The sequence below is a fragment of the Azorhizobium oxalatiphilum genome, from assembly GCF_014635325.1.
Lineage (GTDB): Bacteria > Pseudomonadota > Alphaproteobacteria > Rhizobiales > Xanthobacteraceae > Azorhizobium > Azorhizobium oxalatiphilum.
In genome coordinates, this window is sequence record NZ_BMCT01000004.1 from 1 (window position 1) to 25357 (window position 25357).

A 25357-nucleotide genomic window follows, 5' to 3' on the forward strand; every position below is an offset into this window, starting at 1 on the left:
GTGGCCGGAGCGGCCTTCCCTGAACCAGAATGTGCTCCGGCCACAATCAGTTTTCAGGGCGTCAGTTATGAGCGTTGAGTCGTTTGTCGCCTTCGTTGCAAAAGTTCGGGACATGCCGGTGGAGTTCGCCGCGCTCCGCGCGAGCCTGAGGAGCCCCCGGGAGCTCGTGCAATTTGCGTCGGCGATGGGACATCCGATTTCATTCACCGAAGCTGAAATGCTCATCGAGCAGTCCCGAAGCGCCGAAGGTGCGGAACCACTGACTGACGAAGGTTTGGACTGCGTGAGCGCGGCAGGGTGGCGGCGAAACTTTTTTAGTTGAGCCGAGCGCCGTTTGAGGGCGTTTAGGTCGAGGATCCGATGTCCCCTCAACGGATCCCGGTCGGGCCGCAGCGCGCATGAATAGACCTCTCGTGCAGCGCGCGGCCCGGCCGTCACATATCATCGGAAACAATTTCTGACTTTCGGTGTTTCGGCGGGCGTGGGCCGACCTATTGTGCGGTCGTGCGGCGGTTAGCGGGGACTGCTGCGCTGGATTGCCTGCCACCTCCACTCCGCGATTATTCAGCGGAATATACAATTCCGATGGACTATGACTCTAAACGTGCCGCGGAGCTGATCGCGTTGAACATTGTCCTAAAGCGCTTGGAGCGACGGCTCGTCGAGGACTGGGACATGGACATCCGGGACCTTCTTAAGATCGAACATGAAGGTGCTCTCGCCGCCCTGCATGCGATGGAAATTTCTCCGCATGATCCGGCAAGAGCGACAGCGATCCGCGCTCATGCTGAATTGGTGATTGATCACATGCTGGTAAACCGGCGGGGGCCGAAATGGCCACCGGACGATCGGTAGCTGGCGCGTAATCAGCGACATCTCAAGGTTTTTTTGGGGGGCGTGTGATCTGGAGCGCCGCCGGGCAAAAACTCGGTCTCCGGCGGCGGGGCCTCGGCTCGCTTTCCGGCCTGCGGCCTCTTCAGCGCAGTAAGCCGTCCAAGTCGAAATCGCCCCAACCTTTCAGCTGCGTCTTCTCCGGGTCGGCGCTGCCCTTGACCGTCTCGTGGGCCGGCAGCTTGCCGGCCTTCTTCAGCGCGGCCCTCTGCCTGCCGCGCCGACGGTTCTCGGCCGCCGCCAGCGTGTCCTCCTCCCGCCAGACGTCAGGCAGGTTGCGGTCGAGGATGTCTTCGATGTGGCGCGGCTCGAAGACATGAAAGGTAATCTTTCTCGCGCGGCCACGCAGCTTTACCGTGCGGGTGCCGGCGCTTTGCAGCCGACCGTCTTTAAGCCAGCGGTGGCGCTCCGCTGACTTGATTGAAAGGATGTCCTCGACCTCGCGCGGGATGATCGGCAGTTCCTCGATACCGATCAGTTTTCGGGTGATGGTGGCCGCCGTGGCCGCATGAGGGTCGGGATCGTCTTCGGGGATGCACAACACAAGTGCTCCGTTTTCCAAGTCCACCAGTTTCCGCTCAATGGGTGACAGTTGCGCCCGCACTTCCAGAAGGATGCCGCGAGTCCGGACAACAGATCCCAATGTGGCCGCTGTGGGCAAAGGCCATTGCTGGATAAGTCTAGTGGCAGCTTTCGGTTTGGATGAGCGCGGCATGGCCTTAGAATGGCGATGCATGTTGGGCCTTTCAACTGGATGCGCCGCGCACCCCGAGAGAGTCCTCCGGCAGTAACGACCGATGGAACGGCCACACCTGATGCGGGTGACCACTTCAATGATGCCACAAGTAGGCAGCATCGGCACTCGTGTCGGTGGCCGAACGTACGCCATCCGTGTTCGGCGCTTAGTAGCAGACGGTCTGACGTCGGCCCCCACCCGGACGTTCAGACACGCTCATGGCAATGGCTGCTTCTTGCACATGACGCACGGGACATATCCCCGATTTGAGATCGATATAACCGCGGGCGACGAAGGGTCGGCGACCGGGCCGATATCGATGTGGTTCGATGCGGCGCGGCGTTTCTGCACCTGAAGGAGCGGGGGAGCGGCAGTTGGTGAGCTTCGGCTCTCGGCTCCAGCGGGCGCGGCAGAAGGGCTAGCATCACATCTGCCCACGCGGCCGGAGGAGCGTGCTGGTAGGCAAATGCTGAGCCCGATGAGCGTCATGTCGAGCGGATGGACCCAGATAAATGGGATTGAACTCGCCAGCAACCGTGAGCCGCTCCCAGCTGCTCACTTGGATAGACCTGCCCCGCTGCGAGATTAATCCATCAGCCACGAGGCTCTTCAGCACTCTGTTCACATGAACCGGCGTGAGGCCCAGGACATCGGCGATCTGTTCCTGCGTAAGCGGGACGATAAAATCCTCTCTAGAGGCAAGTCCTGCGCGTTCTAGCCGGCAACCAAGCTCGCAAAGAAAGTGTGCCACGCGGACAGGGCCGGGGCGCGCTCCCACCGTGACCAACCATTCTCGAAAGATGGCGCCTTCTTCCAACGCCTCCTTCCATGCGGCAACGCCTACCCGAGGGCGATTTAGAATCACGTCTCGAAACTGATGTCGACTGAACTCTGCAACGGTGATGGCGGTCGCAGCTTCGAGGTTATGGTCCGCGCGATCGAGAAAGAGATGCTGCGCATCAATGAAATCGCCGGCCATCAGCACCGCCACGATCTGTCGCTTCCCATGCGCCGTGACCTTTTGACGAAACGCCAGCCCGGACAGAAGAATGGAGCAGTAGTCGCCGGGCCGATCAGCCTCTCGGAAAAGGAAACTCTCAGGCGGATGCGTTGTGATTGCGCAGCGCACATTGTTCAGGGCTGCCACGTCATCATCATCCAGCGGATTGCGAGCATCGAGCCTGCGCGCGATGGCCTTCATCGGATGTTCGGTCATGGCAACCTCTCACCGCTCTCGGTCCTACGAAGCCTTTGAACAGGATAGGCGAAAACGAGAGCGAACAAGGTCGCCAAACGGGTGAACGAGGAGACCCAGCAGGGCCACCAGCAGTATCGCCATAGAACTGAGCCGATCGAAACTCGGCGCGCACGTTGCGCAGAAGCCGTTGCGCCGGATAGCGGACGCATTGACAGCAGAAATAAAGGGCCCGCCGCAAATCCGCACACACGGTGCTAAGCTGAACTAGAATGCCAATTCTAGCACATCGCGGGCGTTCGTCCTAAAAGCAGGTGCCCACCACGGGCCGAGCATCCGGTCAGAGGGACGGCGCGTGGCCGCCGTCCCGGATGCGGGGCAATGCCGCTAGCGGCTCTTCTTATAGAGCTTGGCGGCGATCTCGTAGAATTCTTCCGCTGTGTATTCGGGGGCGAAGGCGGAGGGCGTGCCCTCAATCTCCGCTATCTTGGCGCCATCCGGCATGCCTTCCACGACCTCCAATTCGCCCGGCGGATCGTCGGGCAGTGCCTGCTCGCCCTTACCCCAGATGCCAGCCATTTCCTTGTAATCGGAGGGGCTGAACGTATAGAGGCGGCGGTGGATGCCTTCCTCTAGATACTTTTGGGACTCCGGTATGGCGCTGAGGGGAATCTTCGGGCAGGGCAGCATCTTTTCGATGTCGACGCCGGTGATCTTCTTCAGCGCCAGCGCATAGGCGTGGGCATGAACGCTGCCTCTTACCAGCAGATACCCGCAGACCTCGCGTCCGGTCGGTTCGGTCATGGCTTCGTACACGCGCAGCTTGTGCAGGCGGGCGCCGCATTCCAGATGAAAATTGTGCAGCAAATCAAAAATCACATTTCCGGTGCTTGTCACAAAATCCATGTTCCAGGAGGCACCGTTGCTGTTCATCGGCATGGCGCCACCGCCGTTTGCGAAAAACGAGGCCGCGAGGCGGATGTCCTGCATCTCTTCGAATGGCGCGGCTGAGATGTCGACGTTCTCGGTCGGATCGCCAGGGCCATTGTTCAGCATGGCCACGCCATTGCTCACCAACTCCACATGGCCGAGCTCTTCAGCAGTGATGGCCGCGACCAAGCTGTAAAAGGGGCGCAGCTTCGACTTACTGCGGAAGTTGAAGCTCTGGAACATATAGTTGCCGAGCGTGCTCATCTCTCCGTACTTGCCGCCCAGCAGCTCCTGCAAGGCGGCCCCGGCATTTGGGTTCGGCGCGGTAGGCACCGGAATTTCGGTCTGAAGGCGATCGATCCGCATAAACATGGCAATGCCTTTGGCTGGTATGGGCGACGTCCACCAACAAGGCAACCGGATGCACGTTCCAACTTGGCCGCAGTGAGAGAGAATAAAATTCAAAAAAGGATGCGCCTACCTTCAATTTAGATCTGAAATTAACTTATGTTATATTTATATCTTACCTGTAATGGTGATCCTGCCAAAAGTGGAACTTTCCAACATCGAAATTCTTGAGCGGATAACAATCCGCGCGAGGGACCGATGAAAGCTTTAACTTGGCATGGTAAGGGGGACATTCGCTGCGAGAGCGTTCCCGATCCCCGCATCGAAGATGGCCGTGACGCCATCATCAAGGTCACCGCCTGTGCGATCTGCGGGTCTGACCTGCACATCTACGGTGGGATCATCCCCGGTATGGAACACGGTGATGTTCTCGGTCACGAGACGATGGGCGAGGTCGTCGAAGTGGGGTCGGCCAACAAGTCGCTGAAAGTCGGGGATCGCGTCGTCGTGCCCTTCACGATCGCCTGCGGCGAATGCTTCTTCTGCAAGCGCGGCTATTTCTCGGGATGCGAACGCTCCAACCCCAACAAGGGTGCCGCCGAGAAAATGTGGGGTTACTCCCCGGCCGGACTTTTCGGCTATTCCCACACCCTCGGCGGCTACGCCGGCGGTCAGGCAGAATATCTCCGCGTGCCCTTCGCGGATGCCGGGCCGATCAAGGTACCGGATGGGCTCACAGACGAGCAGGTGCTCTTCCTCTCCGACATCTTTCCTACCGGCTACATGGCGGCGGAGTTCTGCAACATCCAGCCGGGTGACACCATAGCCATCTGGGGCTGTGGTCCCGTGGGCCAGATGGCCATTCGCAGCGCTTTCATGCTGGGCGCCGAGCAGGTCATCGCTATCGATACGGTGCCCGAGCGCCTTGCCATGGCCAGTGCAGCTGGGGCGCTGACGCTAGATTTCCTCGATGAGGACATCTACGACCGTATCAGGGACTTGACCAACGGGCGTGGCGCCGATGCCTGCATCGATGCGGTGGGCACCGAAGCTGAGCCCAGATCCTCGGCCTACGCTATGATCGACCGGATCAAGACCGCCACCTTCATGGGCACGGATAGGCCCCATGTGCTGCGGCAGGCCATCCAGTGCTGCCGCAACTTCGGAACCGTCTCCATCGTAGGCGTTTATGGCGGCTTCCTGGACAAAATTCCCATGGGTTCCGCCATCAACCGCGGCCTGACCTTTCGAATGGCCCAGACCCCAGTCCAGCACTATCTGCCCAAGCTGCTGGAACGCATCGAAAAGGGCGAGATCGATCCGTCCTTCGTCATCACCCATACCGCGTCCCTCGAGGACGGTCCCGACCTCTACAAGACGTTCCGCGACAAGGCGGACGGCTGCATCAAGGTCGTGCTCAAGCCGTAAGGGAGAAGACCATGGCATATGCTCGCCAACTTGCTGTCGTGACAGGAGCCTCCAGCGGAATCGGCTTCGAACTGGCTTCGCTCTGCGTGGAGCACGGCTACGATCTGATTATCGCGGCGGATGACCCTGGCATCGCAACTGCCGCTGAGCGCCTGCGGGAGCTTGGTGCCCAGGTAGAAAGCGTCGAAGCTGACCTTTCCACTACCCAGGGCGTCGATCGCCTGTATGAAGCCGTGGCGCTTACCCGGAGACCGATTGATGCCTTGCTTGCCAACGCGGGGCACGGCTTAGGTCGGGGCTTCCTTGAGCAGGATTTCGAGGCGGCCCGGCATGTGATCGACACCAACATCACCGGCACGGTCTACCTGATCCACCGCATCGGCAAGGACATGCAGACACGTGGCGAGGGGCGCATCCTCATCACCGGATCCATTGCGGGATTCATGCCTGGCACCTTCCAGGCCGTCTACAACGGGACGAAGGCGTTCATCGACTCCTTCTCCTGGGCACTCCGAAATGAGCTGAAGGACACCGGCGTGTCCGTGACCTGCCTGATGCCCGGGCCTACTGACACCGACTTCTTCGACCGCGCCGATATGCTGGACACGCAGGTGGGCCAGCAGAGGAAGGATGACCCGAAGATGGTTGCCGAGGTCGGCTTCGAAGCCATGCTCCGGGGCGACGGGGATGTGGTCGCGGGCTGGAAGAACAAGATCCAGTCGGCAATTGCGAATGTCATGCCGGCGGGAATGCTGGCCGAGCAACATCGGAAGATGGCGGAGCCCAAAACGCCCGATGGCGATCCGGCCGAGCTGCATCGAGGTGGCATCCGCTCGGAGCTTCTGCCGCACTGGACGAAACCGCCCCGCAGATAGCTGCTGGAGCGTCTGCTTACCCAAACGAGCCAAGAATGGAGGGTGCCATGCCCCGCGGCGACAAGTCCAAATACACCGACAAGCAGGAGCGCAAGGCGGAGCATATCGCCTAGAGCTACGAGGACCGCGGCGTTTCCGAACAGGAAGCCGAACGGCGGGCGTGGGCCACCGTCAACAAGGATGACGGCGGCGGCAAAAAACCGGGTGGCTCGGGACGGGGTGCGCATACTGGCCACTCGGCTGCGCACAAGGGCGGCAAGTCCCGCGGCCCGGCGTCGGCGGCGCGCCCGGCAACCGAGCGCTCGGCCTCCGCGAAGAAAGCCGCGGCTACGCGCAAACGTAACGCCGAGACCCATAGCCACACGCATTAGGAAGAATGGACATGCTCGTCCCGATCCAGATCGACGCCACGCAGGCAAAGGTACGTGGGATTCAGGAAGGCTGGTGGGCGACGACCCAGTTCGGCGAACCGATCTCCGGTCCGTACCCCACGAAGGAAGCCGCCATTGTCGCCATCGCCAAGCGCGGGGAAGACCAGCCCACGGGACGACCCGGCGAGTCAGGCCCGGCACCGGAAGGAACATGACGATGAACAGGCCATCCTCGGACAGCGCGCGCCTCAAGCAGCGCATCGATGCAGGCCGGACCGGCGAGAAGGTTGCGGCGCTCGACGTGGCCGCCGCGCCGCTCGGCACCGACGATGAGGCGGCCCAGAACCGTCCTCAAGGTCACCGGGAGCGGGACGCAACCGACGGGGAGCTGATGCTGGGCCGTGCTGAAAGTCAGGAAGACAACCGCGCGCCAGCGTCCTCACAGCCTTCCGCCGGAACGTGGTACGCGATCTTGGGTGGCATGGGCGCACTGGCGGTCGTGGGCGTAACCCTGACCTATGTTTTCGCCTGAGTGGCATTGTCGTGATTGATGAAGGCTATCGACGCCAGGCTTCGATCACGTCGTCGGCTTCGGCAACTTCCACCTGCAATGCGTAACGCTCGCTGAACAGGGTCAGCAGATACTCATGCCCTTGATCTGACGACGAACAGACGGCGTCCGCCACTACAATCGTGCGCAGTCCGAGATCGATTAGCCCCATCAGCGACGAGAGCACGCACACGTCGGTTTCGGCGCCGCTCACAATCACGCAGCCAGAGCGCGTCACAAGGGGCATTAGCTCCGGAGCGCCCAGTGCCGAGTAGGTCATCTTGTCGACCACCTTCGCCGGCGGAACGAAGCGCTCAAGCTCCGGCATCAGGCCGACCAGCCGGGGATCCATCTCCGACAGCGTCGCGGCATGCCAGCGCTGGTAATAGGCGCGCCAACGACCTGGCATCTCTTCGGGATGCTTCGGTGGAACGAAGCGTGTGAAAATCGTGCGCTCTGGACGTGCTGATACCAGTCTTTCTACCAGCGGCAGAACACGTGGCATCTAGGGCGTAAGCCATGGCCCCTCGGCAGAGAACAGCCGCTGCAAGTCGATACACAGGTGAAGTGCTGTCGAGGGGATATCTGCGATCCTGGTCATCAGCAGTGTGCCTCGAGCGTCCCCCTTCAGGCACCTGCGGTATGCGGGGCCCGAAGGGGCAGATAATCAATCGATGTGCGCGGGCAGGATGCCGATCACGCCGCCTTGGCGTTCTCGCCGGACTGCGCGAGTTGAGTGAGGAGCTTGTCCGTTTTGATCTCCTCCTGGAGCGTTTCGTCCAGAAGAGCAGCCGCCTCGTCCAGACCGAGCTGGAGAGCCCACGTCTTAAGCGTTCCGTATCGGGTGATCTCGTAATGCTCGACCGCCTGTGCAGACGAGATCAGGCCGGCATCGAGCGCCGGACTGTCGGCGAAGTCATCCATGATCTCCTTGGCCTCTTCGATGATGCCGAGGATGGCTGCGCACTGCTTGCCTCGTGCTGGCTTGCCGATCAGATCGAAGATCTTCTCCAGGCGCTCCACCTGGGTTTCCGTTTCCAGTTCGTGCGCCTCAAAGGCTTTCTTAGCCTCCGCGGATTCAGCTCCCCGCTTCATTTTCGGCAGCGCCCGCAGAATCTGTTTCTCCGCGTAATAGATGTCCTTCAGGGTGTCGACAAACAGGTCGTGTAGTGTCTTTTCCTTGGCCATGATCTTGATCCTAGTGTAAATGACAAAGATCAACATCGCGGAGAGGCAGTCGTTCCAATCAAGTGGGCGTAAAATTACTTAACATTTGTTATAAATGTAGTTGCTGGCGGGGCGGGCTAAAATGCTCGGGAACCGCCCGTCGTCCGGCCCGTTAAGCTCGTGCTGGACACGGGAGAGCTCAATGGAAGACGCGCAAATTGGTTGGATCGCGGCAATCATCATTGGCGGCTTGGCGGGCTGGATAGCCTCCGCTCTCATGGGTAGCGGCACCGGAATTTTCCTGAACATCGTCCTCGGCATCGTTGGCGCGGCGGTGGCAAGCTTCCTCTTTGGTATCATCGGCGTCGGTTTCGGGGGTTGGATCGGCTATCTAGTCGCGGGCGTCCTGGGGGCCTGCATTCTGATCGGGCTGGCACGCGCTATCAGGCGCTAACCTGCATCCCCAACGTTTCCTGAGCAGCGATCACGTATCAAGACCGGAGAAGATGATGGATTCCGATCGCATTGAAGGCGCCGCCACGCAATTTGCCGGACGCGCCAAAGAAGCCGCGGGCGCTATAACCGATAACGATAGTCTCCGCGGGGAGGGCTATTACGATCAAGCCACAGGCACGGCTAAGGAGCAATTCGGAAGAGCAAAGGATACCGTCGCTCATAACCCTTTAAGCTCTATCGTGGCAGCCGGACTGGTTGGCCTCGTGATTGGCTTCGTCATCGGACGCCGATAAGCGTCCCTGTCTTCTCAAGCCCTCGCTCGCAGATCGCGACCGAGGGCTTTTGGGGGCTAGCCATGCGGATGCCCCGGTGCGCCTGTTACCCGCAATACGTTTCTTTCCCATGTGCGACGGTGCGACAGGAAGCGCAGAACGGCTAAGCACTCACTGTAAGTTGTGACCTTCACTCGAAACCGGTATCAATGCTTCCCGTCACGTAGGTGGTAACAGTGTCCGCTGACGATCGCGATCATCTCCCTTCGCTCGCCGCGCTGAAATCGAACGAGGTGGATCCAGGGGCACCGTCGGAGCAGACATGCGCTTCTGAATTTAATGTGATGTTCCGGGTAAGCGCCGACTGGAGCGAAGTGCGCCAGCTGGACGGACGCGTTTCCGAGACGGCGATACAGCCGGGCATAGGCTGGCTCGATGTGTTTGTGATCTCCGACGATCTCGGAGCCGCAAAATCGACAATCCAAGAAGCTGTCCGCCACAAGTCTCTGCTGGAGTTGGAGCATCGCGCCAGGACGGGCGATGGCGGGATTTGTTGGCTGCACACGCGGGCTGCGCCAATCATCGGCACAGATGGTGATGTCGTGGAATGGTTCGGCAGCATTTCCGATGTGACCGGCCGTCGTCGAGTTGAGGATGCACTGGCTGTCGTCGAGGAGCGATTGCGACTCGCGGTCCGTGCGACGAACGATGCAATTTGGGACTGGGATTTCGCGACTGACCACGTATTCTGGAATGACGCTCTTGCGGCGACCTATGGATACGCGCTGGCGGACGTGCTCCCGTCGGGTGAATGGTGGATCGCGCACATTCACGAAGATGACCGCACGCGTATTGATCTGAGCATTCACGCGGCGATCGATGGCGAAGAGCAAAGCTGGAGCGATCAGTATCGCTTCCTGCGCGCCGACGGCAGCTATGCTTCAGTTCTGGACCGTGGTCACATCATCCGGGATTCTGATGGTCGCGCAATCCGGATGATCGGCGCGATGCTCGACCTCACCGAACTTCAGGCGAACCGCGTTGCCCTCGCCATCAGCGAAGAGCGCCTGAGGCTCGCCACCCAAGCCGCTGATGTTGGTTTTTGGGACGTCGACGTCATCAACAACGTGCTGATCTGGCCCCCGATCGTGAAACGCATGTTCGGTATTTCCGCCGACGTGCCAATCTCCATGACGGATTTTTATGAGGGGCTCCACCCTGACGACCGATCTGAAACCGCTCAGGCCTACGCTGCTGCTTGCGATCCTCTCCAGCGCGCGTTGTACGAGGTCGAGTATCGGACGGTCGGCAAGGAAGACGGCTTGATCCGCTGGGTTGCGGCCAAGGGACGTGGGATCTTCGACGAAGGCGGCCGCTGCCTGAGGGTGGTGGGAACGGCAATAGACGTCACGGCTCGGAAGTCCGCCGAGCAGGCTTTGCGCGCAAGCGAAAGTCGCTTGCGGTTTCTCCGGCAGTTGGACGAAGCCCTGCAAGCAAAGGAAGATGCGACCGGGGTGATGCGCCTAGCAGCAGAGATGCTGGCTCTTCATCTCCAGACGTCCCGTTGCGCCTATGCCGATGTCGACGGTGACAATGATCGCTTTATCATCCGGGATGACTATTCTGCTCCAGGCATTGATAGTTCCGCGGGGACATACAGTCTGGACTTGTTTGGTTCGCGTGCGGCGACGGACATGCGTGGTGGTCGAACGCTCATTGTGAGTGATGTTTCGCATGAGCTTGCTGCCGACAATGGAAGAGAAATGTTCCTATCCATCGGCATCGGCGCGATAGTCTGCTGCCCCCTGGTCAAAGACGGTCGGCTGGTGGCGATGATGGCGGTTCATCAGGACCGCCCGCGTCACTGGAGCGACAATGACGTTGGCCTCGTCGAAGCCGTTGTCGAGCGATGCTGGGCGCATGTTCAGCGTGTCGGCGCCGAGGCCAGACTGCGCGCCAGCGAGGAACAGTATCGAACCCTGTTCGAAGCTGTCGATGTCGGTTTCTGCGTGGCCGAGGTCAAGTTCGATGGGGACCGTGCCGTCGACTATCGCTTCGAGGAGGGAAACCCGGCTTTCGAACGTCAGACCGGCTTGGTCGGTGCGGTGGGGAGGTGGGCCAGCGACCTCGTCCCCAACCTCGAACAGCACTGGTTCGACACCTATGGCCACGTCGCCCGTACCGGCCAAGCCGTGCGGTTCGAGAACGGCTCAGACGCAATGGGGCGGTGGTTCGATGTTCATGCCTTCCGTACCGGCAAACCTGAGCAGAACCGGGTGGCGATCCTTTTCAACGACATCAGCGCCCGCAAAGCGGCTGAGGATCGGCTTCGTGAGCTGAATACCTCGCTGGAGCGGCAAGTGTCGGAACGCACCGCTGAGATCCAACGCTATCAGGAAATCATCGAGGCAACCGTGTCGCCGATCTGCTCCTTCGACACGCATTACCGCCTGACCGCTTTCAACAAGGCGCACGTTGATGAGTTTCGGCGAGTCAACGGCTTTGATGCCCAGTTGGGGGACGTCCTGCCCGACCATCTCATCCCAGACCAGCGCCGTGTCATGCTCAAGCTGATGGACAGGGCGCTCGCGGGCGAGAGATTTACCGTCATCGAGGCATTCGGCCGTCCCGAGTTCGGTACGCCCTCCTGGGAGATCACCTTTACCCCTCTACGAAATGAAATCGGGCAGGTCATCGGCGCCTTCAATGTCGCTCAGGACGTCACTGAGAAGCTTCAGGCTGAGGCGGACTTGGCGGCCGCACAGGAGGCTCTGAGGCAAAGCCAGAAGATGGAGGCGATGGGCAGCCTCACTGGGGGCGTCGCACATGACTTCAACAACCTGCTCACTCCTATCGTTGGCAGTCTGGATATGCTGCAACGACGAGGGGTCGGAGGCGACCGCGAACAACGCCTCATCGCTGGTGCGATGCAGTCAGCCGAGCGTGCGCGGGTCTTGGTGCAGCGGCTGCTCGCGTTTGCCCGCCGACAGCCTCTTCAGCCACGGCCAGTCAATGTGGGATCACTCGTCACCGGAATGGCCGAACTCGTTGCAAGCACATCCGGGCCGCAGACGCGCGTTGAGGTCGACGTCCAGGACAATCTTCCGTCGGCTGTGGCTGACCAGAACCAGCTCGAGATGGCCATCCTCAATCTCAGCGTGAATGCACGCGACGCGATGCCCAACGGCGGACGTTTGACAGTGGCAGCACGGGCAATCGACGTTGCCTATGGAGAGCATCCCTCTCTCAGGCCCGGTCGTTATGTTCGTTTATCTGTAGCGGATACCGGAAGCGGCATGGATGCTGCGACGTTGAAGCGAGCAGTTGAGCCCTTCTTCTCAACCAAGGGGATTGGAAAGGGGACGGGGCTCGGACTGTCGATGGTCCATGGACTTGCCGCACAGCTCGGCGGAGTGCTGACGATCGACAGCCGCATAGGCGTCGGAACGAATGTGCAGCTCTGGTTGCCGACGACTTCCGATACTCAAGAGGTTTCAGGGATTCCGGATCAAGTCAGCCCGCCATCCCGCGCGGGTCATGTTTTGCTCGTGGACGATGAGGATGTCGTCCGAGCCAGCACTGCGGACATGCTGAGTGAGCTTGGGTATTATGTAACCGAGGCAAAGTCGGCGGAGGATGCAGCTCGAATGCTGGATAGGGGATTGAACCCTGATCTGCTCGTCACTGACCACCTGATGCCGGGCAAGAGCGGCACCGACCTGGCCCGCGAATTCATCTCCCGCTCGCCTGACAAGCGCGTGCTCATTATTTCTGGCTACGCTGAAGTGGAGGGTATAGCCCCCGATCTTCCCCGGTTGGTCAAGCCATTCCGCATGTCCGACCTTGCAAACGCACTTGCCGCAAGTTCTCTGGAGGCATAATCGGCCAAGGCTGTAGCCGCTTGTTTGCATCAGAACGAGACTCAGTAACATCTGGGTCCGATGCGGTGCTCGCGTTTAGTTCGACTGTTTCGCCAAGGCCCGGCGAAGCGCACTGGCGAGGTCCTCGATCGTGTACGGTTTGTGGATGAGGTCAAAAGACTGGCGGCGGGTTTCGGAGAGGGCTCGGCTGTAGCCGCTGGTCAATACCACCGGGAGCGTCCGATATGTCCGGCCTAGCTCTTCCGCCAGCTCGATGCCTGTCATCTCGGGCATCATTACGTCAGAAAACACAATCTGGAAGCGAGACGGATCGGCGGCGATCAAGCGAAGAGCCTCGCGCCCATCGCTAACCAATTCGGCACCATATCCCAGCTCACGGACGGCTTGTTCAGCAAAGCTGCCGACTTCGGGATTGTCTTCGACGATCAGGACGTTGGCGCTGATTTTGTCGGACGAGATCAGCTTCCTGTCTTTCGGTCCGACCTTCCGTTCGCCGACGGTGCTGCGCGGGAGGTAGATCGTGAATGTTGTGCCATTTTCCTCGGATGTTTCCACCTCGACGTCGCCCCCTGATTGCTTCGCGAACCCAATCACCTGGGACAGGCCAAGCCCAGTACCTTCACCGATATTCTTGGTGGTGAAGAACGGCTCAAAGATGCGGTCGATCACTTCCGCTGGGATGCCGGTGCCGGTGTCTTTGATGGAAATCGCCACATAGTCACCTTCGATCGGCGGATGCGTCCTGAGCGCCGGTATCCGATCCTCCCGCCGCGTTGCGATGGTGAGCGAGCCACATCCACCCATGGCGTCGCGCGCATTGGATGCCAGGTTCATGATGGTGGTGTCGAGCTGTGTTCGATCCGCAAGGATGAAGCAGTCCTGGCACAGATCCAGCTTCACTTTGATCCTTGAGCCGACGAGCGCGCTTATCATTTCTCCGATCGCCTCGAGTCCCTCGCCAACATCAAAAAGCTCGGGCTTCAGGGCTTGCCGCCGCGCGAAGGCCAGAAGCTGACTCGTTAGTCGGGCTGCGCGATCGGCGGTGTCCATGATCGCATCGACGAAGCGCGCTCTTTTGTCCTCGGCCAGATCGGGACGGCGCAACAGTTCAGCCGATCCCCGGATTACGGTAAGTAGGTTGTTGAAGTCGTGGGCAACGCCACCGGTCAACTGCCCGATTGCCTCAAGCTTCTGCGCCTGACGCAATGCCTCGTGTGCCTGCTCGCGGTCCGCCAGGACCTCAAGGACGCGGGCGTCGAGTGTCTCGGTCAACTTTTGAAGGTTGATCTCGGTCCGGCGGCGATCAGTGATGTCGTTGAACATGACCGCGACCTGTCGGTCCGTCGCCTCGCCGATACGGAATGCGTAGACATCGTAGTATCGACCAAGCGCATCGGCAGAATGCTCAAACCGGGTAGGCTCACCAGTGATGGCGACCTGACCGTAGATGTCGAACCAATGCTGCTCGTGCTGGGGCACCATGTCGCGCACCCATTTGCCTTCAGCCTCAGTCAGGCCAGTGTTGCGAACGAATGCGTCGTTCACCTCGACGAAGCGATAATCGACAGGACGCGTCCGCTCATCGAATTTCATTTCGATCACGCAGAAGCCCGCGTCGATCGACATGAAAAGGGAGCGATAGCGCTCCCGGCTCCGGGAGAGCGCAGCGTCGGCGGATTTCCGCGCGTCGACTTCGTTGGCGAGCGCTTTCGTTCTGCTGTCTGCCTCAACGAGGGTTCGCCGGAGCTCGAGTTGCGTCATCACCTGACGAGCGAGGACTTCCAACGTGAGGCGTTGCCGGGCTGTGATACCGTCTGGCCTTGGTTGGCGATCCAAGACACAGACCGTGCCGAGCGGCAGGCCGTCGGCAGTCTTCAGCAATGCGCCCGCATAAAAGCGTAGTCCGTTTTCGGCCGTCACAAGCGGGTTGCAGTCGAAGCGAGGATCGAGGCGTGTGTCCTGCACCACCATCAGGTCGTCCTGGAGGATGGCATGAGCGCAGATCGAAACCTCGAGCGGCAGCTCTGGCGCTCCCACACCGACTTCAGCCTTGAACCATTGACGACCGGTGGCGATGAAGTTGACCACTCCGATGGGCGCATCGAATGCAGCCGCTGCCAGTTCCGCGATATCGTCGAATTGCTTTTCTCGTGGCGTATCGAGGACGCGGTAGGCGTTCAGTGCCGCAATACGATCGCTTTCCAGCCACCCAAGCTGTTGTTGTTCGGATTGAGACGCATCATCGGGCGGGAACGAAACCATTCTTGACCTTGACCGTTATGCATGGCTTAGGGCTGCCATCCCATCCTGAACGGCGCTTCATTCACCGGGTTCCCGCAGCTCTCTCGCAGAAGCGAAGTCATTGATTTCCGATTCAAAATTCCAGGGAACACTCACGTCCCGAATCAGTTCGCAGACTCGTCAAGGTTGTGTCCGGAGGACGTGTCATGGCGACAGCGCGAGCGAACTGGAAGGGCTTCATCAAATTTGGTGAGGTGGCGTGTTCGGTTGGGCTGTACACCGCCGTCTCAACGAGCGAGCGGATCGCCTTTAACACCCTCAATCGCGCGACGGGCAACCGGGTGAAGCGAGAGTTCGTAGATAGCGAGACCGGCAATCCCGTGGAGCGGGATGACCAGGTGAAAGGCTACGAGATCGAAAATGGCGATTTCATCGTGCTTGAACCAGAGGAGATCGCCGCAGCCGTCCCGGAGAGCAACAAGACGCTGACGATCGAGACGTTCATTCCGTGCAGCGAGATCGAGGACGTCTATTTTGACAAGCCCTACTATCTGGCGCCGGATAAAATGGGGGCCGACGCATTCGTTCTGCTGCGGGATGGGATGAGGAAGGCCAAGGTGGCGGCCCTAGCGCGCACCGTCCTTTTCCGTCGGCTCCGCACCGTGCTCATCCGGCCTCACGGAAGTGGCCTGATCGGGACCACGCTGAATTTCGACTACGAGGTGCGCTCTGCCGAGCAGGCGTTTGAAGATCTTCCCGAGGTCAAGGTCGAAGGGGAGATGCTGGATCTGGCCCAGCACATTATCGCGACGAAGACGGGCGAGTTTGATCCCCGCACCATGGATGACCGTTACGATGCTGCACTAGCCGCGCTCGTGAAGGCGAAAATCGAAGGCAAGCCACTGCCGAAGCGGAAGACGAAAGCACCTGCAAAGACGAGCGATCTCCTGGCGGCGCTGCGCGAAAGCGCCGGCGTGAAATCTGCCGCGAAGCCCAAGGCGAAGCAGAAACCCGGCACATCGTCCGCCACGCGCAGAAGGGCGACGAAGCCAGCCTGCAAGCACAAGGCAGCCTGAGGAGGGAGCCATGGCCGTCCGCCCGTACTGGAAAGGCTACTTGAAGCTTTCGTTGGTGACGTGCCCGGTGCAGATGATGCCGGCGACGACGGACTCGGAGAAGGTTCGCTTCCATACTCTCAATCGAGGGACGAACAACCGCGTTGTCAGCCACTATGTCGATTCCGTCACGGGCGATGAGGTGGCGGAAGACGATGAGGTGAAAGGCTATCAGCAGGGCGAGGACGACTACGTGATGCTCGAGGATGAGGAGCTGGAGAACGTCGCCCTGGAGAGCACACGGACAATCGACATCGAGGTCTTCGCACCACGCGACAGCATCGAATGGATCTGGCTTGAGGCTCCCTACTACCTCTCGCCGAACGATCCGGTCGGACAGGAGGCGTTCGCGGTGATCCAGGGTGCCATGGCGGCGGAAGATATGGTCGGTATATCACGGCTCGTGATTGGCCGCCGCGAACGCGCTGTCATGCTCATTCCTCGCGGCAAAGGCATCGTCGTTTGGACGCTGAGATACGGCGACGAGGTTCGCGATGAGGACGAGTTCTTTCGCGGCATCGATAAGGCCTCAGGAGGCGCCGAGGCCGTTCCGCTGATCCAGCAGTTCATCAAGAAAAATACCCGCCACTGGGACGGAAGCCTGGTTGGGGACCCCGTCCAGGACAAGCTCCTAGATATCATCCAGTCCAAACGGAAGAAGTCGAAGCGCGTCAGCCGAGCCAAAGCTACCGAGGCAGAACCAAAGCCTACCAACGTGGTAAGCATCATGGACGCATTGCGCCGCTCCTTGAAAAGCGAAGGCGGGTCGCCCAAACGCCGCTCCTCGTAAGGAAGAGCAACCCCTCCGGCACAGATCAGACCCTTTCGCTTTCCTTCGCGACTGCGGTGAGCTGGAACATGAATGGTGCGTCCGTCCCACGAAGGTCCATGGCTCCGATCACGGATTGATCCGGGGAACGGCGGAAGTGGTCGATGATGGGAAGGTCATCGTAGATCATCGCCGCACTCTCGCTCCCGCGATAGCGCACCGTTCGCAGGCGAGCTTTCGGGGCGGATGTGGCCATGAAGGTGCGAAGCGATCGGAACACAGCTAACGCGACCGGATTTCGTGCCAAGAAGGGTGCGCGCAGTAGGATCCCTATAGGGACCAGAGCCGGATTGACCGCGACAAGCTGGTCGGGCGTTCCGAAAAGCAGAGGATCCACCGTTTCGGCGTCGGAGAAGCGTTTACCGAACCAACCAGCGGGCTCCAAAATGCCGTCCAGTGGGTGACCGGTCGGCAACTCGCGCCCCCGCCATAGGCCGCCCATATCAGAAACTGACACGGGCGGGAGCGTATCGAAATATGCAAGCGCATCCCGGCTTGCCGCACCATCAGGGGGCAACGGTGATGTCGCCTTCATGGCGCCCGTCCCAATAGTGGATACGAGATGCGCGGACCCGGATGAGAACGACACCGGGTGTATCGGGCCCTTGTTCGAACCAGTAGTCTAAATCCTCGGTCCAGTGTGCCTCGAACTGTGTCCGATCTCTGATGAGTTCAGCTTGGCCTTCGATGGAGAGGAAGAGCGGCGGCTTCCCGAAAATGCCCTTCGAGCCCGTCATCGTCAGGGAAACTTTGGGATCACGCTCAATGTCGGCCACCGTCCGATAGGACTCGTAGGTGAAGAACCAAGAGTCGCCATCGTACTCGACATCGCGGTTATTGCTCATGGGGCGGGAGGCGATTTCACCCCCGTCCGTCTTCGTGGTGAACATGGCGAAGTCGATGTCCTTCATGCGCTCGGCCAAGTCCTTTAACGCCATCTCGCTCATGCTCGACTCCTGGTGTCGGGATGGGGGCAGTGGTTATCGAGCGAACCGGCCGCGCCGGTAAATGTTCCGTCTTTACCGGCATTTAGGTGTGCGGCGCAGCGATGAGCCGGGGGAACGCATTGTCTCGGTTCGGAGTTGCTCACGCACTCACCTCGTTAGGCGACAACGAGGAGCCGATAGCGGAGTAATACCTATGAAGAAACTTGTTCTGACCATCGGCCTCCTGGCTGCAACGACAGTCGGCGCGGTGGCCCAAACGCCCGCCGTTGCTCCCAAGGAAACCAACCCGGCAGCACCCGTGCAGGGCGCCAATAGCTTCACCGAGGCTCAGGCTAAGGAGCGGATCGAGAAGGCTGGATTCACCAACGTCTCAGCCTTGAAGAAGGATGACCGCGGGGTCTGGCAGGGCACTGCGACGAAGGACGGCGCTTCGAAGCCTGTATCCGTCGACTTCCAGGGCAACGTCGTCAGCAAGTGAACGGGGCATCAGTGGAGAAAGCCATGACAACGACTGTATCTGCGATGTTTGATCGCTACGATGACGCTGCCAGCGCCGTGCGGGAGCTGGAGGCTTCAGGCATTTCGCAATCCGAGATCAGCGTCGTTGGCAACAACGCCGACGATTACCACGCTTCCCGTGGGACCGATAAATCCGAAGTCGGAGAAGATGCAGGCATCGGCGCTGGCGTGGGCGCCGCGATCGGTGGTGCTGGCGGCCTGCTGACTGGCCTCGGCATGATGGCTATTCCTGGCGTTGGGCCGGTAGTCGCGGCCGGATGGCTGGTGGCAACAGCGGCGGGTGCGGCAGCCGGAGCCGTAGCGGGCGGAGCCGTAGGCGGGCTCGTCGGTGCGCTTACGGCGTCAGGCGTGCCCGAAGCGGATGCCAACGTCTATGCCGAAGGCGTGCGACGCGGAAGCACTCTCGTGACAGCGCGGGTGGCGGAAGCCGATGCGCCACGCGCTCAGGAAATCCTCGGTCGCTTCTCGGCGGTCGATTTGAATGCTCGCCGTGAGGCCTATCGGGGTGAGGGATGGACTGCCTTCGACGAGACTGCCCCGGAGTATCCGCGCGACCGCATCAGTGAAGCGCGTCGTCAGCCAATCTGATCGCGGCCACGGCGAGCATATACCCGCGCCCCTCATTGGGGCGCGGGTTTTTTGTGCTCATCGGTGAGCCGGGACGAGAGGTGCGGCTTCGCCGCGGCAACTTATCCACGCGTCGGAAATGGACGACTGAGGAAAGGTGAGCCATCTAGCCCAAACCTCCAGGGACGTTCCGCAGCTTTGGTAATGCCAATGCGTGGCCCGGCGATGATCTCCGGCGTCACCGCCTTGGCGACGAATGTGAACGGTGCCCCATCGAGTGGTAGTGCATCGTGGATCTTGGAGAGGCCAAGTGCCTGGGTCAGGCGACCGGGGCCGTCGCATAAGTGTCGGGTCGATCCCCGTCGCACTTCCATGATGGTTCGTTCATGCTCCGGCGCGAGCGCTCGTAAGAGAACGGCACCGTGATTCCGAGTGACGATGTTGAAGCACCAGTGCAGCCCGTAAGATCGGTAGACGTAGGCACAGCCGGGCGGACCGAACATCGCACCATTGGTTTTCGTTAGGCCGCGAAAACTGTGAGAGGCGGGATCGTCTCGTTCGTACGCTTCCGTCTCAACGATCATCCCGCCCACACCATCGACGAGGAGCGTCATACCGATCAGGAGACGCGCGACCTCGACTGCACCCAAATCGAAAGTCAGGGTCATCTGGCGCTTGTAATCTTCTTAAGGCGTTTGATCGCTGCCCCGAGCGGTCGCTCAGCATCGCAATAGTCCGCCCAGGCCGTGCTTCGCTTGAGGTGCGCGGGCACGGTTCGGACCGTGTATCGAGCAGGATCGAGGCCGGCCTTCACCTGGGTCCAGTTCAACGGCATGGAAACCGTCGCTCCCGGGCGCGCCCGGGGCGAAAGTGGCGCTACTGCCGTCGCCATCCGGTCGTTACGGAGATAGTCGAGGAAGATGCGTCCCTTACGGAGGTTCTTGCTCATCTTGGTCAGGTAACGGTCGGGGCTTTCGCGCGCCAAGACCTGACAGACACCGTGGGCGAAGGCCTTCGCTTCCGGCCAGGCGAGCTTGCTCCGCTTATCCAATTTCAGCGGCGTCACCACATGCAGGCCTTTCCCGCCCGTGGTCTTGCAGAAGCTGATCAGCCCCAGTTCATCCAGCAGGTCTCGCATCTCGCGCGCAGCTTCAACAACCTGAGCGAAGGGAACATCAGGACCCGGATCGAGGTCGAACACAAAGCGACCGGGGACTTCAGGGCTGCCCGGCTGGCAGTTCCAGGGGTGGATCTCCAGCCCTCCAATCTGGGCAATGGCAGCCAGCCCCTCGATCCGATCGACCTGGAGATAGGGCTTCTTGTCTCCGAACACGGTGGTGAGCTCGAGGAGACTAGATGTGCCGGGCATCGCATGGCGTTGGAAGAACTGTTCTCCTCCAATCCCATCAGGCGCGCGAATGATGGACGATGGCCGACCCTGGACATGAGGCATCATCCACTCGCCGACGGCCTCAAAATAACACGCGAGATCCTCTTTGGTGACTGGCTTCCCGTCACCAGCGTCAGGCCATAGCGCCTTGTCCGGGTTCGACAGCAGGACGCCCATCACATCCGCCTTGCCGGACCGACGGTTCAAGCGCTTCGACGACGGCTTGGCAGGCTCCGGCACATCCGCCTTTGATGGAGCTGCGGGCTTCTCGGCTTCGACTTCATCGGCGGGCTTGTCCTCGCGAAGGCCCTTGAAAGCGGCCTGTCGAACTAGGCCGTCGGCCGTCCATCCGGCGAACTCGATCTCCGCTACCAGTTCCGGCTTCAGCCATATCACCCCGGGCGCGGCTTTAGGGGCGCCGATGCCAGTGAAAGGGGATTTCGAAGCCGTGAGCGCCTTCAGTCTCGGCAGGAGCGTCTTGACCTTCGCTGCGCCGTAGCCGGTTCCCACGCGGCCGACGTACACGAACCCGTTCCCTCGATTTACGCCAACGAGAAGCGAACGGAACGCCCCGTTGGTGGTGGCATAGCCGCCGATGACCACCTCATGCCCGCCACGGCATTTCGACTTCGCCCAGGTCTTCGTGCGGCCGGACTCGTAGGGCGCGTCGGCCCGCTTTGAAACGATGCCTTCCAGGGAGAGGCGGCAAGCGGAGCGCAACACCGCGTCCCCGCCGCTGTCGAAGTGGTCGACGTACCGAAGCCGGGTGTCCTCACCGTTCTCCGTGAGAAGCGCCTGCAAGCGCTCCTTTCGCTCGACAAGGGAGAGCGGACGCAGATCGTCTCCCCCCTGAAACAGCATGTCGAAGGCAAAGAAGACGAGGGCATTGGTCTTTCCCTCGGAAAGGGCGGCCTGGAGGGCTGCAAAGTCAGGAGCACCATTCGCATCCAGCGCGCAGATTTCGCCATCAATGATAACGTTCGGCAGCTTGCTGGCTGCCTTGGCAATGGCGGGATATCGCTTCGTCCAATCGAGCCCCTTGCGGGTCTTCAGGGTGACGTTGCCGTCTTCCACCCTCATCTGGATGCGGTAGCCATCGAACTTGATCTCATGGAGCCAGCCGTCCTCGGATGGCGGCCGCTCGCGTGTCTCGCAGAGCTGGGGAGCGATGAAGTCCGGCAGGGAGACGCTCTTCGCAGACTTTGCCTTCCGGGCCGGCGGCGACTTGCGGTTTTCCGCTGCCACGCCCTTGCTACTGTCCCAGGTGGCGTCCGATGCGAGCGGGGCTGCCACGGTCATAAAACCTTTCGGCTTGCGTCCCTTGCCTGCTGCGATGACCTCCATGGCGCGTCCGGATGCGACGGAGGTGGCGTTGTCGTCCAGGACGGCCGCGCCATTTTCCTCGACCGCGTGCTCGTCGCGATGCTTGATGAGCAGCCAGTTGGTGCGCTTCCCGCCATTGCGGTCACGCTTCATGCGCACGAGAACGAAGCTGCCGTGGAGTCGTTCGCCGTCGAGGGTGAACTTGAAGTCGCCCTTCGCGAGCGCGTCCTCAGGGCTGCCGCTGCCCTCCGATTCCCAGTAGCCCCGGTCCCAAAGCATAACTGTGCCGCCGCCATATTGGCCCTTGGGAATGGTACCTTCGAAGTCACCGTAGTCGAGAGGATGATCCTCCACTTCCACGGCCAGTCTCTTGTCATGCGGATCGAGGGAAGGCCCCCTGGTAACGGCCCAGGACTTGAAGACGCCATCGAGCTCAAGCCGAAGGTCGTAATGCAGCCGGGTCGCATCGTGCTTCTGGATGACGAAGCGCCGGCGCTTCGAGTGCGCGCTGGATACCGTCCCGCTCGGCTCCTGCGTCTTCTCGAAGTCCCGCTTGGACTGATAGACCTTCAGCTTGTCGCTCGCCATTCCGGTCGCCTTGCGATGCAGATTGAACCGTGGCCGGGGAACAAGGCCCCGGCCACAACCATCAGTTCCTACGTCGAGAGCTTCCTGGCCTCGGCCTTCAGCGTCTCGCGATCGTTCCCATGCTTGCGGACCAGCTCTCTTGCCTGCTCGGCGGAGATGCCTGCCTCCTTCGCGAAGTACTCGATCTCGTAGTCCTCGCTGCCGGCGACTTGGCTGCGGTCACGCTCGTCTCGTTTCGAGGGATTGTCGGCCATGTCCAATCTCCTTGGTTTCGTTTCAGCGGAGCAGGATGATGCCCAGAAAAGCGCCTACGCCCGCCGCGATGGCGACGGACTTGAGCGGGCGTTCCTGGATGCAAAGGCTGAGCTCGTCCAACTTGTCCGAGGGAACTGCCGCCGCATCATAGGCAACGCCGGCGGTCGCATCGGTAGCGGTCCTCTTGATGGTGTCCATCAACTGGGCGATGTCGGATTTCAGTTGCTGGACATCGGCTTTCAAGGCGGACAGCGACGGAGCGTCAGTGTTGTCATTGAAGGTGTTGTCCATCGAGGTCTCCCACTGGCTGAAGGTTGTGCAGGATCAACGGCGCTTTGGGTCGACCGTTCCTCAGGCTAACTTCGTTCACCGTGAGAGCGGCGCGCAGCGCGGTCGCGGACCCTGCAAGAACGCAGTTCATGAGACGGGCTGGCGGGGTAGATTGGCTACTAAGCGAGCCTTGGCCACACGAACGCCGTGTGTTGTGATCCCGGTATTGAGTACCGTCTCCGACCCACTGTTTCGGAATGAATACGTCCTTCCCCCAACAAACGTTGTGGACTCAAGTCGCCATATGTCCCATGGCGGCAAGGGGCGCAGTGGATGACTGGTAAAACGTATGGATGAATATGGTTGCGCGGGATGCCGAGAGGGAGATGGGTTCGAAAGCTCCATCTCCATGGCCTTCCAACCCATTGTTGATCTCACATCGAAAAGCGTCTGGGCATATGAAGCGCTGGTGCGAGGTCCAAAAGGGGAGGCTGCTTCGAGTGTTCTTCGGCTGGTAACGCCAGCCAACATATATTCATTCGATCAGCGCTGCCGCGTCACCGCCATCGCGAAAGCCGTCGCAGCGGGAGTTCTGGAAACTGATGCAAGGCTCTCAATCAATTTTCTTCCCAATGCCGTCTACTCGCCGAAAGCGTGTATTCAACTGACGCTTCAAACGGCGGCTAAAACTGGCTTCCCTGCGGACCGGCTAATTTTTGAGTTTACCGAGAACGAGCAGATGGGAGATCCATCTCATGTAACGGCGATCATCGAAACTTATCGGCAGATTGGCTTCCGCACAGCCTTGGATGATTTTGGAGCCGGGTACGCGAATTTGTCGCTACTTGCTAGGTTTCGTCCAGACTTTATCAAGCTCGATATGGATCTTCTCCGTGGGATCGATGCGGATTCAACGAGGCAGCACATCGTGGAAGCGGTGGTCGGATTAGCGAAAAATCTCGGTTTGGGCGTGGTTGCGGAGGGCATTGAATCTGCGGGGGAGCTTGCGACCGTGCGGCAATTGGGAATTAATCTCGCGCAGGGTTATTTCCTGGCAAAGCCCGCGTTTGAAAAGCTTCCGGAGGTCAGGATCGCCTGATCACGGCCATCACCCTGGTTTTTCGGCGCACACGCTCCATCATTTCCGTTTCCGCCGCCGATCGGCTTCCTGGCATCGGGAGCGCAGTGAAGTAGACCAGCAGGATGGCGAAGCGGCTCAACGAAGGAAGGCTGAAACCAGCCGGACTCGACGCGGTAGCATCCTTCGACCGCTCTTCTTTCCAGCCTCCAGCGAACGCATCCGTGAACGGGAACGTTGATCCCGGACAGGAGGACCGCGATGACTGAAACCATCGGTATGATCCACGAAGACGCGCTTCCGGGGAATGAGGCTGACCTCGAGCCCAAGCCAGCATGGCAGCCACGATATCGGGGTGCGGACAAGCTCAAGGACAAGGTCGCCATCATCACCGGCGCAGATAGCGGTATTGGCCGTGCGGTTGCGGCCCTCTACGCCAGGGAGGGCGCCGACATTGCCGTCGTCTATCTGTTGGAAGAAGCCGATGCAGCCGAGACGAAGCGCATCGTCGAGGCTGAGGGGCGCCAAGCGATAACATTGAAGGCCGACGTGGGCGACAGGCATGCATGCAACCGCGTTGTTGCGGAGACGATGAAAGCCTTCGGAAGGATCGATATCGTCGTGAACAATGCTGGCGAACAGCATCCCGATCAGGACATCACCGACATCACCGAGCAGCAATTGCAACGCACGTTCCAGACGAACATCTTCAGCATGTTCTTCATGGTGCAGGCTGCCAGGCCTCATCTCAAAAAGGGCGCCGCAATCGTCAATTGCACGTCGGTGACGATGTACAAGGGCTCGAAGGAACTGCTGGACTATAGCTCGACCAAGGGTGCCATCACCGCGTTCACCCGGTCGCTTTCCCAGAACCTGATTGGAGAGGGCATCCGTGTGAATGCGGTTGCTCCCGGGCCAATCTGGACGCCGCTCAATCCCAGTGGTGGAGCGAGCCAAGAGAAGCTCGCTCATTTCGGTGAGTCCACTCCAATGGGCCGCCCCGGCCAGCCCAATGAAGTTGCGCCCGCGTTTCTTTTCCTGGCCTGCGGGGATGCGAGCTACATGTCCGGGCAGGTGCTGCATCCGAATGGCGGCGTGATCGTGAACGGGTGATGGATGTCGGGGCCATCCACCG

27 protein-coding genes and 1 pseudogene are annotated in these 25357 nt (G+C 60.4%); 16 read left to right on the forward strand and 12 right to left on the reverse strand.

The features are described 5' to 3' along the window. Positions 1-322: Nif11-like leader peptide family natural product precursor (locus IEW24_RS28650; protein WP_210324220.1), on the forward strand; the 322-nt coding region annotated here is incomplete at its 5' end. Between the two features lie 263 nt (positions 323-585). Next, positions 586-855: a hypothetical protein gene (locus IEW24_RS14440; RefSeq protein ID WP_188579808.1), complete on the forward strand. Its 270-nt coding sequence runs from the start codon at positions 586-588 to the stop codon at positions 853-855. Positions 856-976: 121 nt separating this feature from the next. Here the strand turns inward: IEW24_RS14440 and IEW24_RS14445 are convergent, their stop codons facing one another. The 3 genes from IEW24_RS14445 to IEW24_RS14455 form a co-directional block, all read right to left on the reverse strand. Further along, on the reverse strand, positions 977-1459 hold the full coding sequence (locus IEW24_RS14445; RefSeq protein WP_308468842.1) for a hypothetical protein: 483 nt from the start codon (positions 1457-1459) through the stop codon (positions 977-979). Between the two features lie 592 nt (positions 1460-2051). Next, positions 2052-2843, reverse strand: a complete 792-nt coding sequence (locus IEW24_RS14450) for a Crp/Fnr family transcriptional regulator (protein ID WP_188579810.1) — start codon at positions 2841-2843, stop codon at positions 2052-2054. Positions 2844-3209: 366 nt separating this feature from the next. Further along, positions 3210-4124: a manganese catalase family protein gene (locus IEW24_RS14455; protein WP_188579812.1), complete on the reverse strand. Its 915-nt coding sequence runs from the start codon at positions 4122-4124 to the stop codon at positions 3210-3212. Between the two features lie 234 nt (positions 4125-4358). Here IEW24_RS14455 and IEW24_RS14460 point away from each other — a divergent pair, with 234 nt between their 5' ends. The 5 genes and pseudogenes from IEW24_RS14460 to IEW24_RS14475 all read left to right on the forward strand — a co-directional run bounded on the left by IEW24_RS14460 (position 4359) and on the right by IEW24_RS14475 (position 7306). Beyond that, a complete protein-coding gene (locus tag IEW24_RS14460) occupies positions 4359-5528 on the forward strand; it encodes a zinc-dependent alcohol dehydrogenase (protein ID WP_188579814.1) in 1170 nt (389 codons plus the stop codon). 11 nt (positions 5529-5539) lie between these two features. Then, positions 5540-6403, forward strand: coding sequence for an SDR family NAD(P)-dependent oxidoreductase (locus IEW24_RS14465; protein WP_188579816.1), 864 nt, complete (start codon positions 5540-5542; stop codon positions 6401-6403). 47 nt (positions 6404-6450) lie between these two features. Beyond that, positions 6451-6774, forward strand: a pseudogene (locus tag IEW24_RS28765) (plasmid stabilization protein). An 11-nt stretch (positions 6775-6785) separates the two neighbouring features. Continuing rightward, complete coding sequence (locus IEW24_RS14470; protein WP_188579818.1) at positions 6786-6989, forward strand: hypothetical protein; 204 nt, start codon at positions 6786-6788, stop codon at positions 6987-6989. Continuing rightward, positions 6986-7306 (forward strand): hypothetical protein, encoded by a 321-nt coding sequence (locus IEW24_RS14475; protein ID WP_188579820.1) that lies wholly within the window; start codon positions 6986-6988, stop codon positions 7304-7306. The genes IEW24_RS14470 and IEW24_RS14475 overlap by 4 nt, the downstream gene beginning before the upstream one ends. 25 nt (positions 7307-7331) lie before the next feature. On the opposite strand, the gene IEW24_RS14480 is transcribed toward IEW24_RS14475, so the two are convergent. Next, a complete protein-coding gene (locus IEW24_RS14480; RefSeq protein WP_244644419.1) occupies positions 7332-7829 on the reverse strand; it encodes a cysteine hydrolase family protein in 498 nt (165 codons plus the stop codon). Positions 7830-8020: 191 nt separating this feature from the next. After that, positions 8021-8512 (reverse strand): YciE/YciF ferroxidase family protein, encoded by a 492-nt coding sequence (locus IEW24_RS14485; protein WP_188579821.1) that lies wholly within the window; start codon positions 8510-8512, stop codon positions 8021-8023. A 181-nt stretch (positions 8513-8693) separates the two neighbouring features. Here IEW24_RS14485 and IEW24_RS14490 point away from each other — a divergent pair, with 181 nt between their 5' ends. From IEW24_RS14490 to IEW24_RS14500, 3 genes are all read left to right on the forward strand, one after another. Further along, positions 8694-8945 (forward strand): GlsB/YeaQ/YmgE family stress response membrane protein, encoded by a 252-nt coding sequence (locus tag IEW24_RS14490; RefSeq protein WP_188579823.1) that lies wholly within the window; start codon positions 8694-8696, stop codon positions 8943-8945. 55 nt (positions 8946-9000) lie between these two features. After that, positions 9001-9240, forward strand: a complete 240-nt coding sequence (locus IEW24_RS14495) for a CsbD family protein (RefSeq protein ID WP_188580610.1) — start codon at positions 9001-9003, stop codon at positions 9238-9240. A 215-nt stretch (positions 9241-9455) separates the two neighbouring features. Continuing rightward, positions 9456-13100 carry a PAS domain-containing protein gene (locus tag IEW24_RS14500; RefSeq protein WP_188579825.1) on the forward strand — a complete coding sequence of 1215 codons (3645 nt, stop codon included), beginning with the start codon at positions 9456-9458 and terminating at the stop codon, positions 13098-13100. A gap of 75 nt (positions 13101-13175) precedes the next feature. Here IEW24_RS14500 and IEW24_RS14505 read toward each other — a convergent pair whose 3' ends face one another. Further along, positions 13176-15362, reverse strand: a complete 2187-nt coding sequence (locus IEW24_RS14505; protein ID WP_188579827.1) for a hybrid sensor histidine kinase/response regulator — start codon at positions 15360-15362, stop codon at positions 13176-13178. Positions 15363-15547: 185 nt separating this feature from the next. Here IEW24_RS14505 and ku (IEW24_RS14510) point away from each other — a divergent pair, with 185 nt between their 5' ends. Together ku (IEW24_RS14510) and ku (IEW24_RS14515) are read left to right on the forward strand one after the other, a co-directional pair. Further along, positions 15548-16417, forward strand: coding sequence for a non-homologous end joining protein Ku (gene ku / locus IEW24_RS14510; RefSeq protein ID WP_188579829.1), 870 nt, complete (start codon positions 15548-15550; stop codon positions 16415-16417). Positions 16418-16427: 10 nt separating this feature from the next. Further along, on the forward strand, positions 16428-17246 hold the full coding sequence (gene ku, locus IEW24_RS14515) for a non-homologous end joining protein Ku (RefSeq protein ID WP_188579831.1): 819 nt from the start codon (positions 16428-16430) through the stop codon (positions 17244-17246). Between the two features lie 25 nt (positions 17247-17271). On the opposite strand, the gene IEW24_RS14520 is transcribed toward ku (IEW24_RS14515), so the two are convergent. Together IEW24_RS14520 and IEW24_RS14525 are read right to left on the reverse strand one after the other, a co-directional pair. Beyond that, positions 17272-17820: a GXWXG domain-containing protein gene (locus IEW24_RS14520; RefSeq protein WP_188579833.1), complete on the reverse strand. Its 549-nt coding sequence runs from the start codon at positions 17818-17820 to the stop codon at positions 17272-17274. Further along, entirely contained in the window at positions 17792-18232 is a 441-nt protein-coding gene (locus IEW24_RS14525; protein WP_188579835.1) for a pyridoxamine 5'-phosphate oxidase family protein, read from the reverse strand. Before IEW24_RS14525 ends, IEW24_RS14520 begins: the two co-directional genes overlap by 29 nt. A 193-nt stretch (positions 18233-18425) precedes the next feature. On the opposite strand from IEW24_RS14525, the gene IEW24_RS14530 reads away from it, so the two are divergent. Further along, the gene (locus IEW24_RS14530; RefSeq protein WP_188579836.1) at positions 18426-18710 is read left to right on the forward strand and encodes a PepSY domain-containing protein; all 285 of its coding nucleotides are present in this window, start codon (positions 18426-18428) and stop codon (positions 18708-18710) included. Between the two features lie 23 nt (positions 18711-18733). Continuing rightward, positions 18734-19339 carry a general stress protein gene (locus tag IEW24_RS14535; protein WP_188579838.1) on the forward strand — a complete coding sequence of 202 codons (606 nt, stop codon included), beginning with the start codon at positions 18734-18736 and terminating at the stop codon, positions 19337-19339. 101 nt (positions 19340-19440) lie between these two features. Here the strand turns inward: IEW24_RS14535 and IEW24_RS14540 are convergent, their stop codons facing one another. From IEW24_RS14540 to IEW24_RS14555, 4 genes are all read right to left on the reverse strand, one after another. Beyond that, positions 19441-19986 (reverse strand): DNA-3-methyladenine glycosylase, encoded by a 546-nt coding sequence (locus IEW24_RS14540; RefSeq protein WP_188579840.1) that lies wholly within the window; start codon positions 19984-19986, stop codon positions 19441-19443. After that, positions 19983-22619, reverse strand: a complete 2637-nt coding sequence (gene ligD / locus IEW24_RS14545) for a DNA ligase D (protein WP_188579842.1) — start codon at positions 22617-22619, stop codon at positions 19983-19985. Before ligD ends, IEW24_RS14540 begins: the two co-directional genes overlap by 4 nt. Before the next feature lie 68 nt (positions 22620-22687). Beyond that, positions 22688-22873 (reverse strand): DUF3606 domain-containing protein, encoded by a 186-nt coding sequence (locus tag IEW24_RS14550; RefSeq protein WP_188579844.1) that lies wholly within the window; start codon positions 22871-22873, stop codon positions 22688-22690. 22 nt (positions 22874-22895) lie between these two features. Next, a complete protein-coding gene (locus IEW24_RS14555; RefSeq protein ID WP_188579846.1) occupies positions 22896-23165 on the reverse strand; it encodes a glycine zipper domain-containing protein in 270 nt (89 codons plus the stop codon). A gap of 328 nt (positions 23166-23493) precedes the next feature. Between IEW24_RS14555 and IEW24_RS14560 the strand changes: the two genes are divergently transcribed. Both IEW24_RS14560 and IEW24_RS14565 read left to right on the forward strand, forming a co-directional pair. Continuing rightward, positions 23494-24243, forward strand: a complete 750-nt coding sequence (locus IEW24_RS14560; protein WP_210324221.1) for an EAL domain-containing protein — start codon at positions 23494-23496, stop codon at positions 24241-24243. A gap of 240 nt (positions 24244-24483) precedes the next feature. Next, on the forward strand, positions 24484-25335 hold the full coding sequence (locus tag IEW24_RS14565) for a glucose 1-dehydrogenase (RefSeq protein ID WP_188579848.1): 852 nt from the start codon (positions 24484-24486) through the stop codon (positions 25333-25335). Positions 25336-25357: the final 22 nt, after the last annotated feature.

What these genes read in the sequence shown, in the direction of transcription:
- IEW24_RS14440 (WP_188579808.1), top strand. Translation starts at nt 586, where the DNA reads ATGGACTATGACTCTAAACGTGCCGCGGAGCTGATCGCGTTGAACATT.
- IEW24_RS14450 (WP_188579810.1), bottom strand. Translation starts at nt 2,843, where the DNA reads ATGACCGAACATCCGATGAAGGCCATCGCGCGCAGGCTCGATGCTCGC.
- IEW24_RS14455 (WP_188579812.1), bottom strand. Translation starts at nt 4,124, where the DNA reads ATGTTTATGCGGATCGATCGCCTTCAGACCGAAATTCCGGTGCCTACC.
- IEW24_RS14460 (WP_188579814.1), top strand. Translation starts at nt 4,359, where the DNA reads ATGAAAGCTTTAACTTGGCATGGTAAGGGGGACATTCGCTGCGAGAGC.
- IEW24_RS14465 (WP_188579816.1), top strand. Translation starts at nt 5,540, where the DNA reads ATGGCATATGCTCGCCAACTTGCTGTCGTGACAGGAGCCTCCAGCGGA.
- IEW24_RS14470 (WP_188579818.1), top strand. Translation starts at nt 6,786, where the DNA reads ATGCTCGTCCCGATCCAGATCGACGCCACGCAGGCAAAGGTACGTGGG.
- IEW24_RS14475 (WP_188579820.1), top strand. Translation starts at nt 6,986, where the DNA reads ATGACGATGAACAGGCCATCCTCGGACAGCGCGCGCCTCAAGCAGCGC.
- IEW24_RS14480 (WP_244644419.1), bottom strand. Translation starts at nt 7,829, where the DNA reads ATGCCACGTGTTCTGCCGCTGGTAGAAAGACTGGTATCAGCACGTCCA.
- IEW24_RS14485 (WP_188579821.1), bottom strand. Translation starts at nt 8,512, where the DNA reads ATGGCCAAGGAAAAGACACTACACGACCTGTTTGTCGACACCCTGAAG.
- IEW24_RS14490 (WP_188579823.1), top strand. Translation starts at nt 8,694, where the DNA reads ATGGAAGACGCGCAAATTGGTTGGATCGCGGCAATCATCATTGGCGGC.
- IEW24_RS14495 (WP_188580610.1), top strand. Translation starts at nt 9,001, where the DNA reads ATGGATTCCGATCGCATTGAAGGCGCCGCCACGCAATTTGCCGGACGC.
- IEW24_RS14505 (WP_188579827.1), bottom strand. Translation starts at nt 15,362, where the DNA reads ATGGTTTCGTTCCCGCCCGATGATGCGTCTCAATCCGAACAACAACAG.
- ku (WP_188579829.1), top strand. Translation starts at nt 15,548, where the DNA reads ATGGCGACAGCGCGAGCGAACTGGAAGGGCTTCATCAAATTTGGTGAG.
- ku (WP_188579831.1), top strand. Translation starts at nt 16,428, where the DNA reads ATGGCCGTCCGCCCGTACTGGAAAGGCTACTTGAAGCTTTCGTTGGTG.
- IEW24_RS14520 (WP_188579833.1), bottom strand. Translation starts at nt 17,820, where the DNA reads ATGAAGGCGACATCACCGTTGCCCCCTGATGGTGCGGCAAGCCGGGAT.
- IEW24_RS14525 (WP_188579835.1), bottom strand. Translation starts at nt 18,232, where the DNA reads ATGAGCGAGATGGCGTTAAAGGACTTGGCCGAGCGCATGAAGGACATC.
- IEW24_RS14530 (WP_188579836.1), top strand. Translation starts at nt 18,426, where the DNA reads ATGAAGAAACTTGTTCTGACCATCGGCCTCCTGGCTGCAACGACAGTC.
- IEW24_RS14535 (WP_188579838.1), top strand. Translation starts at nt 18,734, where the DNA reads ATGACAACGACTGTATCTGCGATGTTTGATCGCTACGATGACGCTGCC.
- IEW24_RS14540 (WP_188579840.1), bottom strand. Translation starts at nt 19,986, where the DNA reads ATGACCCTGACTTTCGATTTGGGTGCAGTCGAGGTCGCGCGTCTCCTG.
- ligD (WP_188579842.1), bottom strand. Translation starts at nt 22,619, where the DNA reads ATGGCGAGCGACAAGCTGAAGGTCTATCAGTCCAAGCGGGACTTCGAG.
- IEW24_RS14550 (WP_188579844.1), bottom strand. Translation starts at nt 22,873, where the DNA reads ATGGCCGACAATCCCTCGAAACGAGACGAGCGTGACCGCAGCCAAGTC.
- IEW24_RS14555 (WP_188579846.1), bottom strand. Translation starts at nt 23,165, where the DNA reads ATGGACAACACCTTCAATGACAACACTGACGCTCCGTCGCTGTCCGCC.
- IEW24_RS14560 (WP_210324221.1), top strand. Translation starts at nt 23,494, where the DNA reads ATGGATGAATATGGTTGCGCGGGATGCCGAGAGGGAGATGGGTTCGAA.
- IEW24_RS14565 (WP_188579848.1), top strand. Translation starts at nt 24,484, where the DNA reads ATGACTGAAACCATCGGTATGATCCACGAAGACGCGCTTCCGGGGAAT.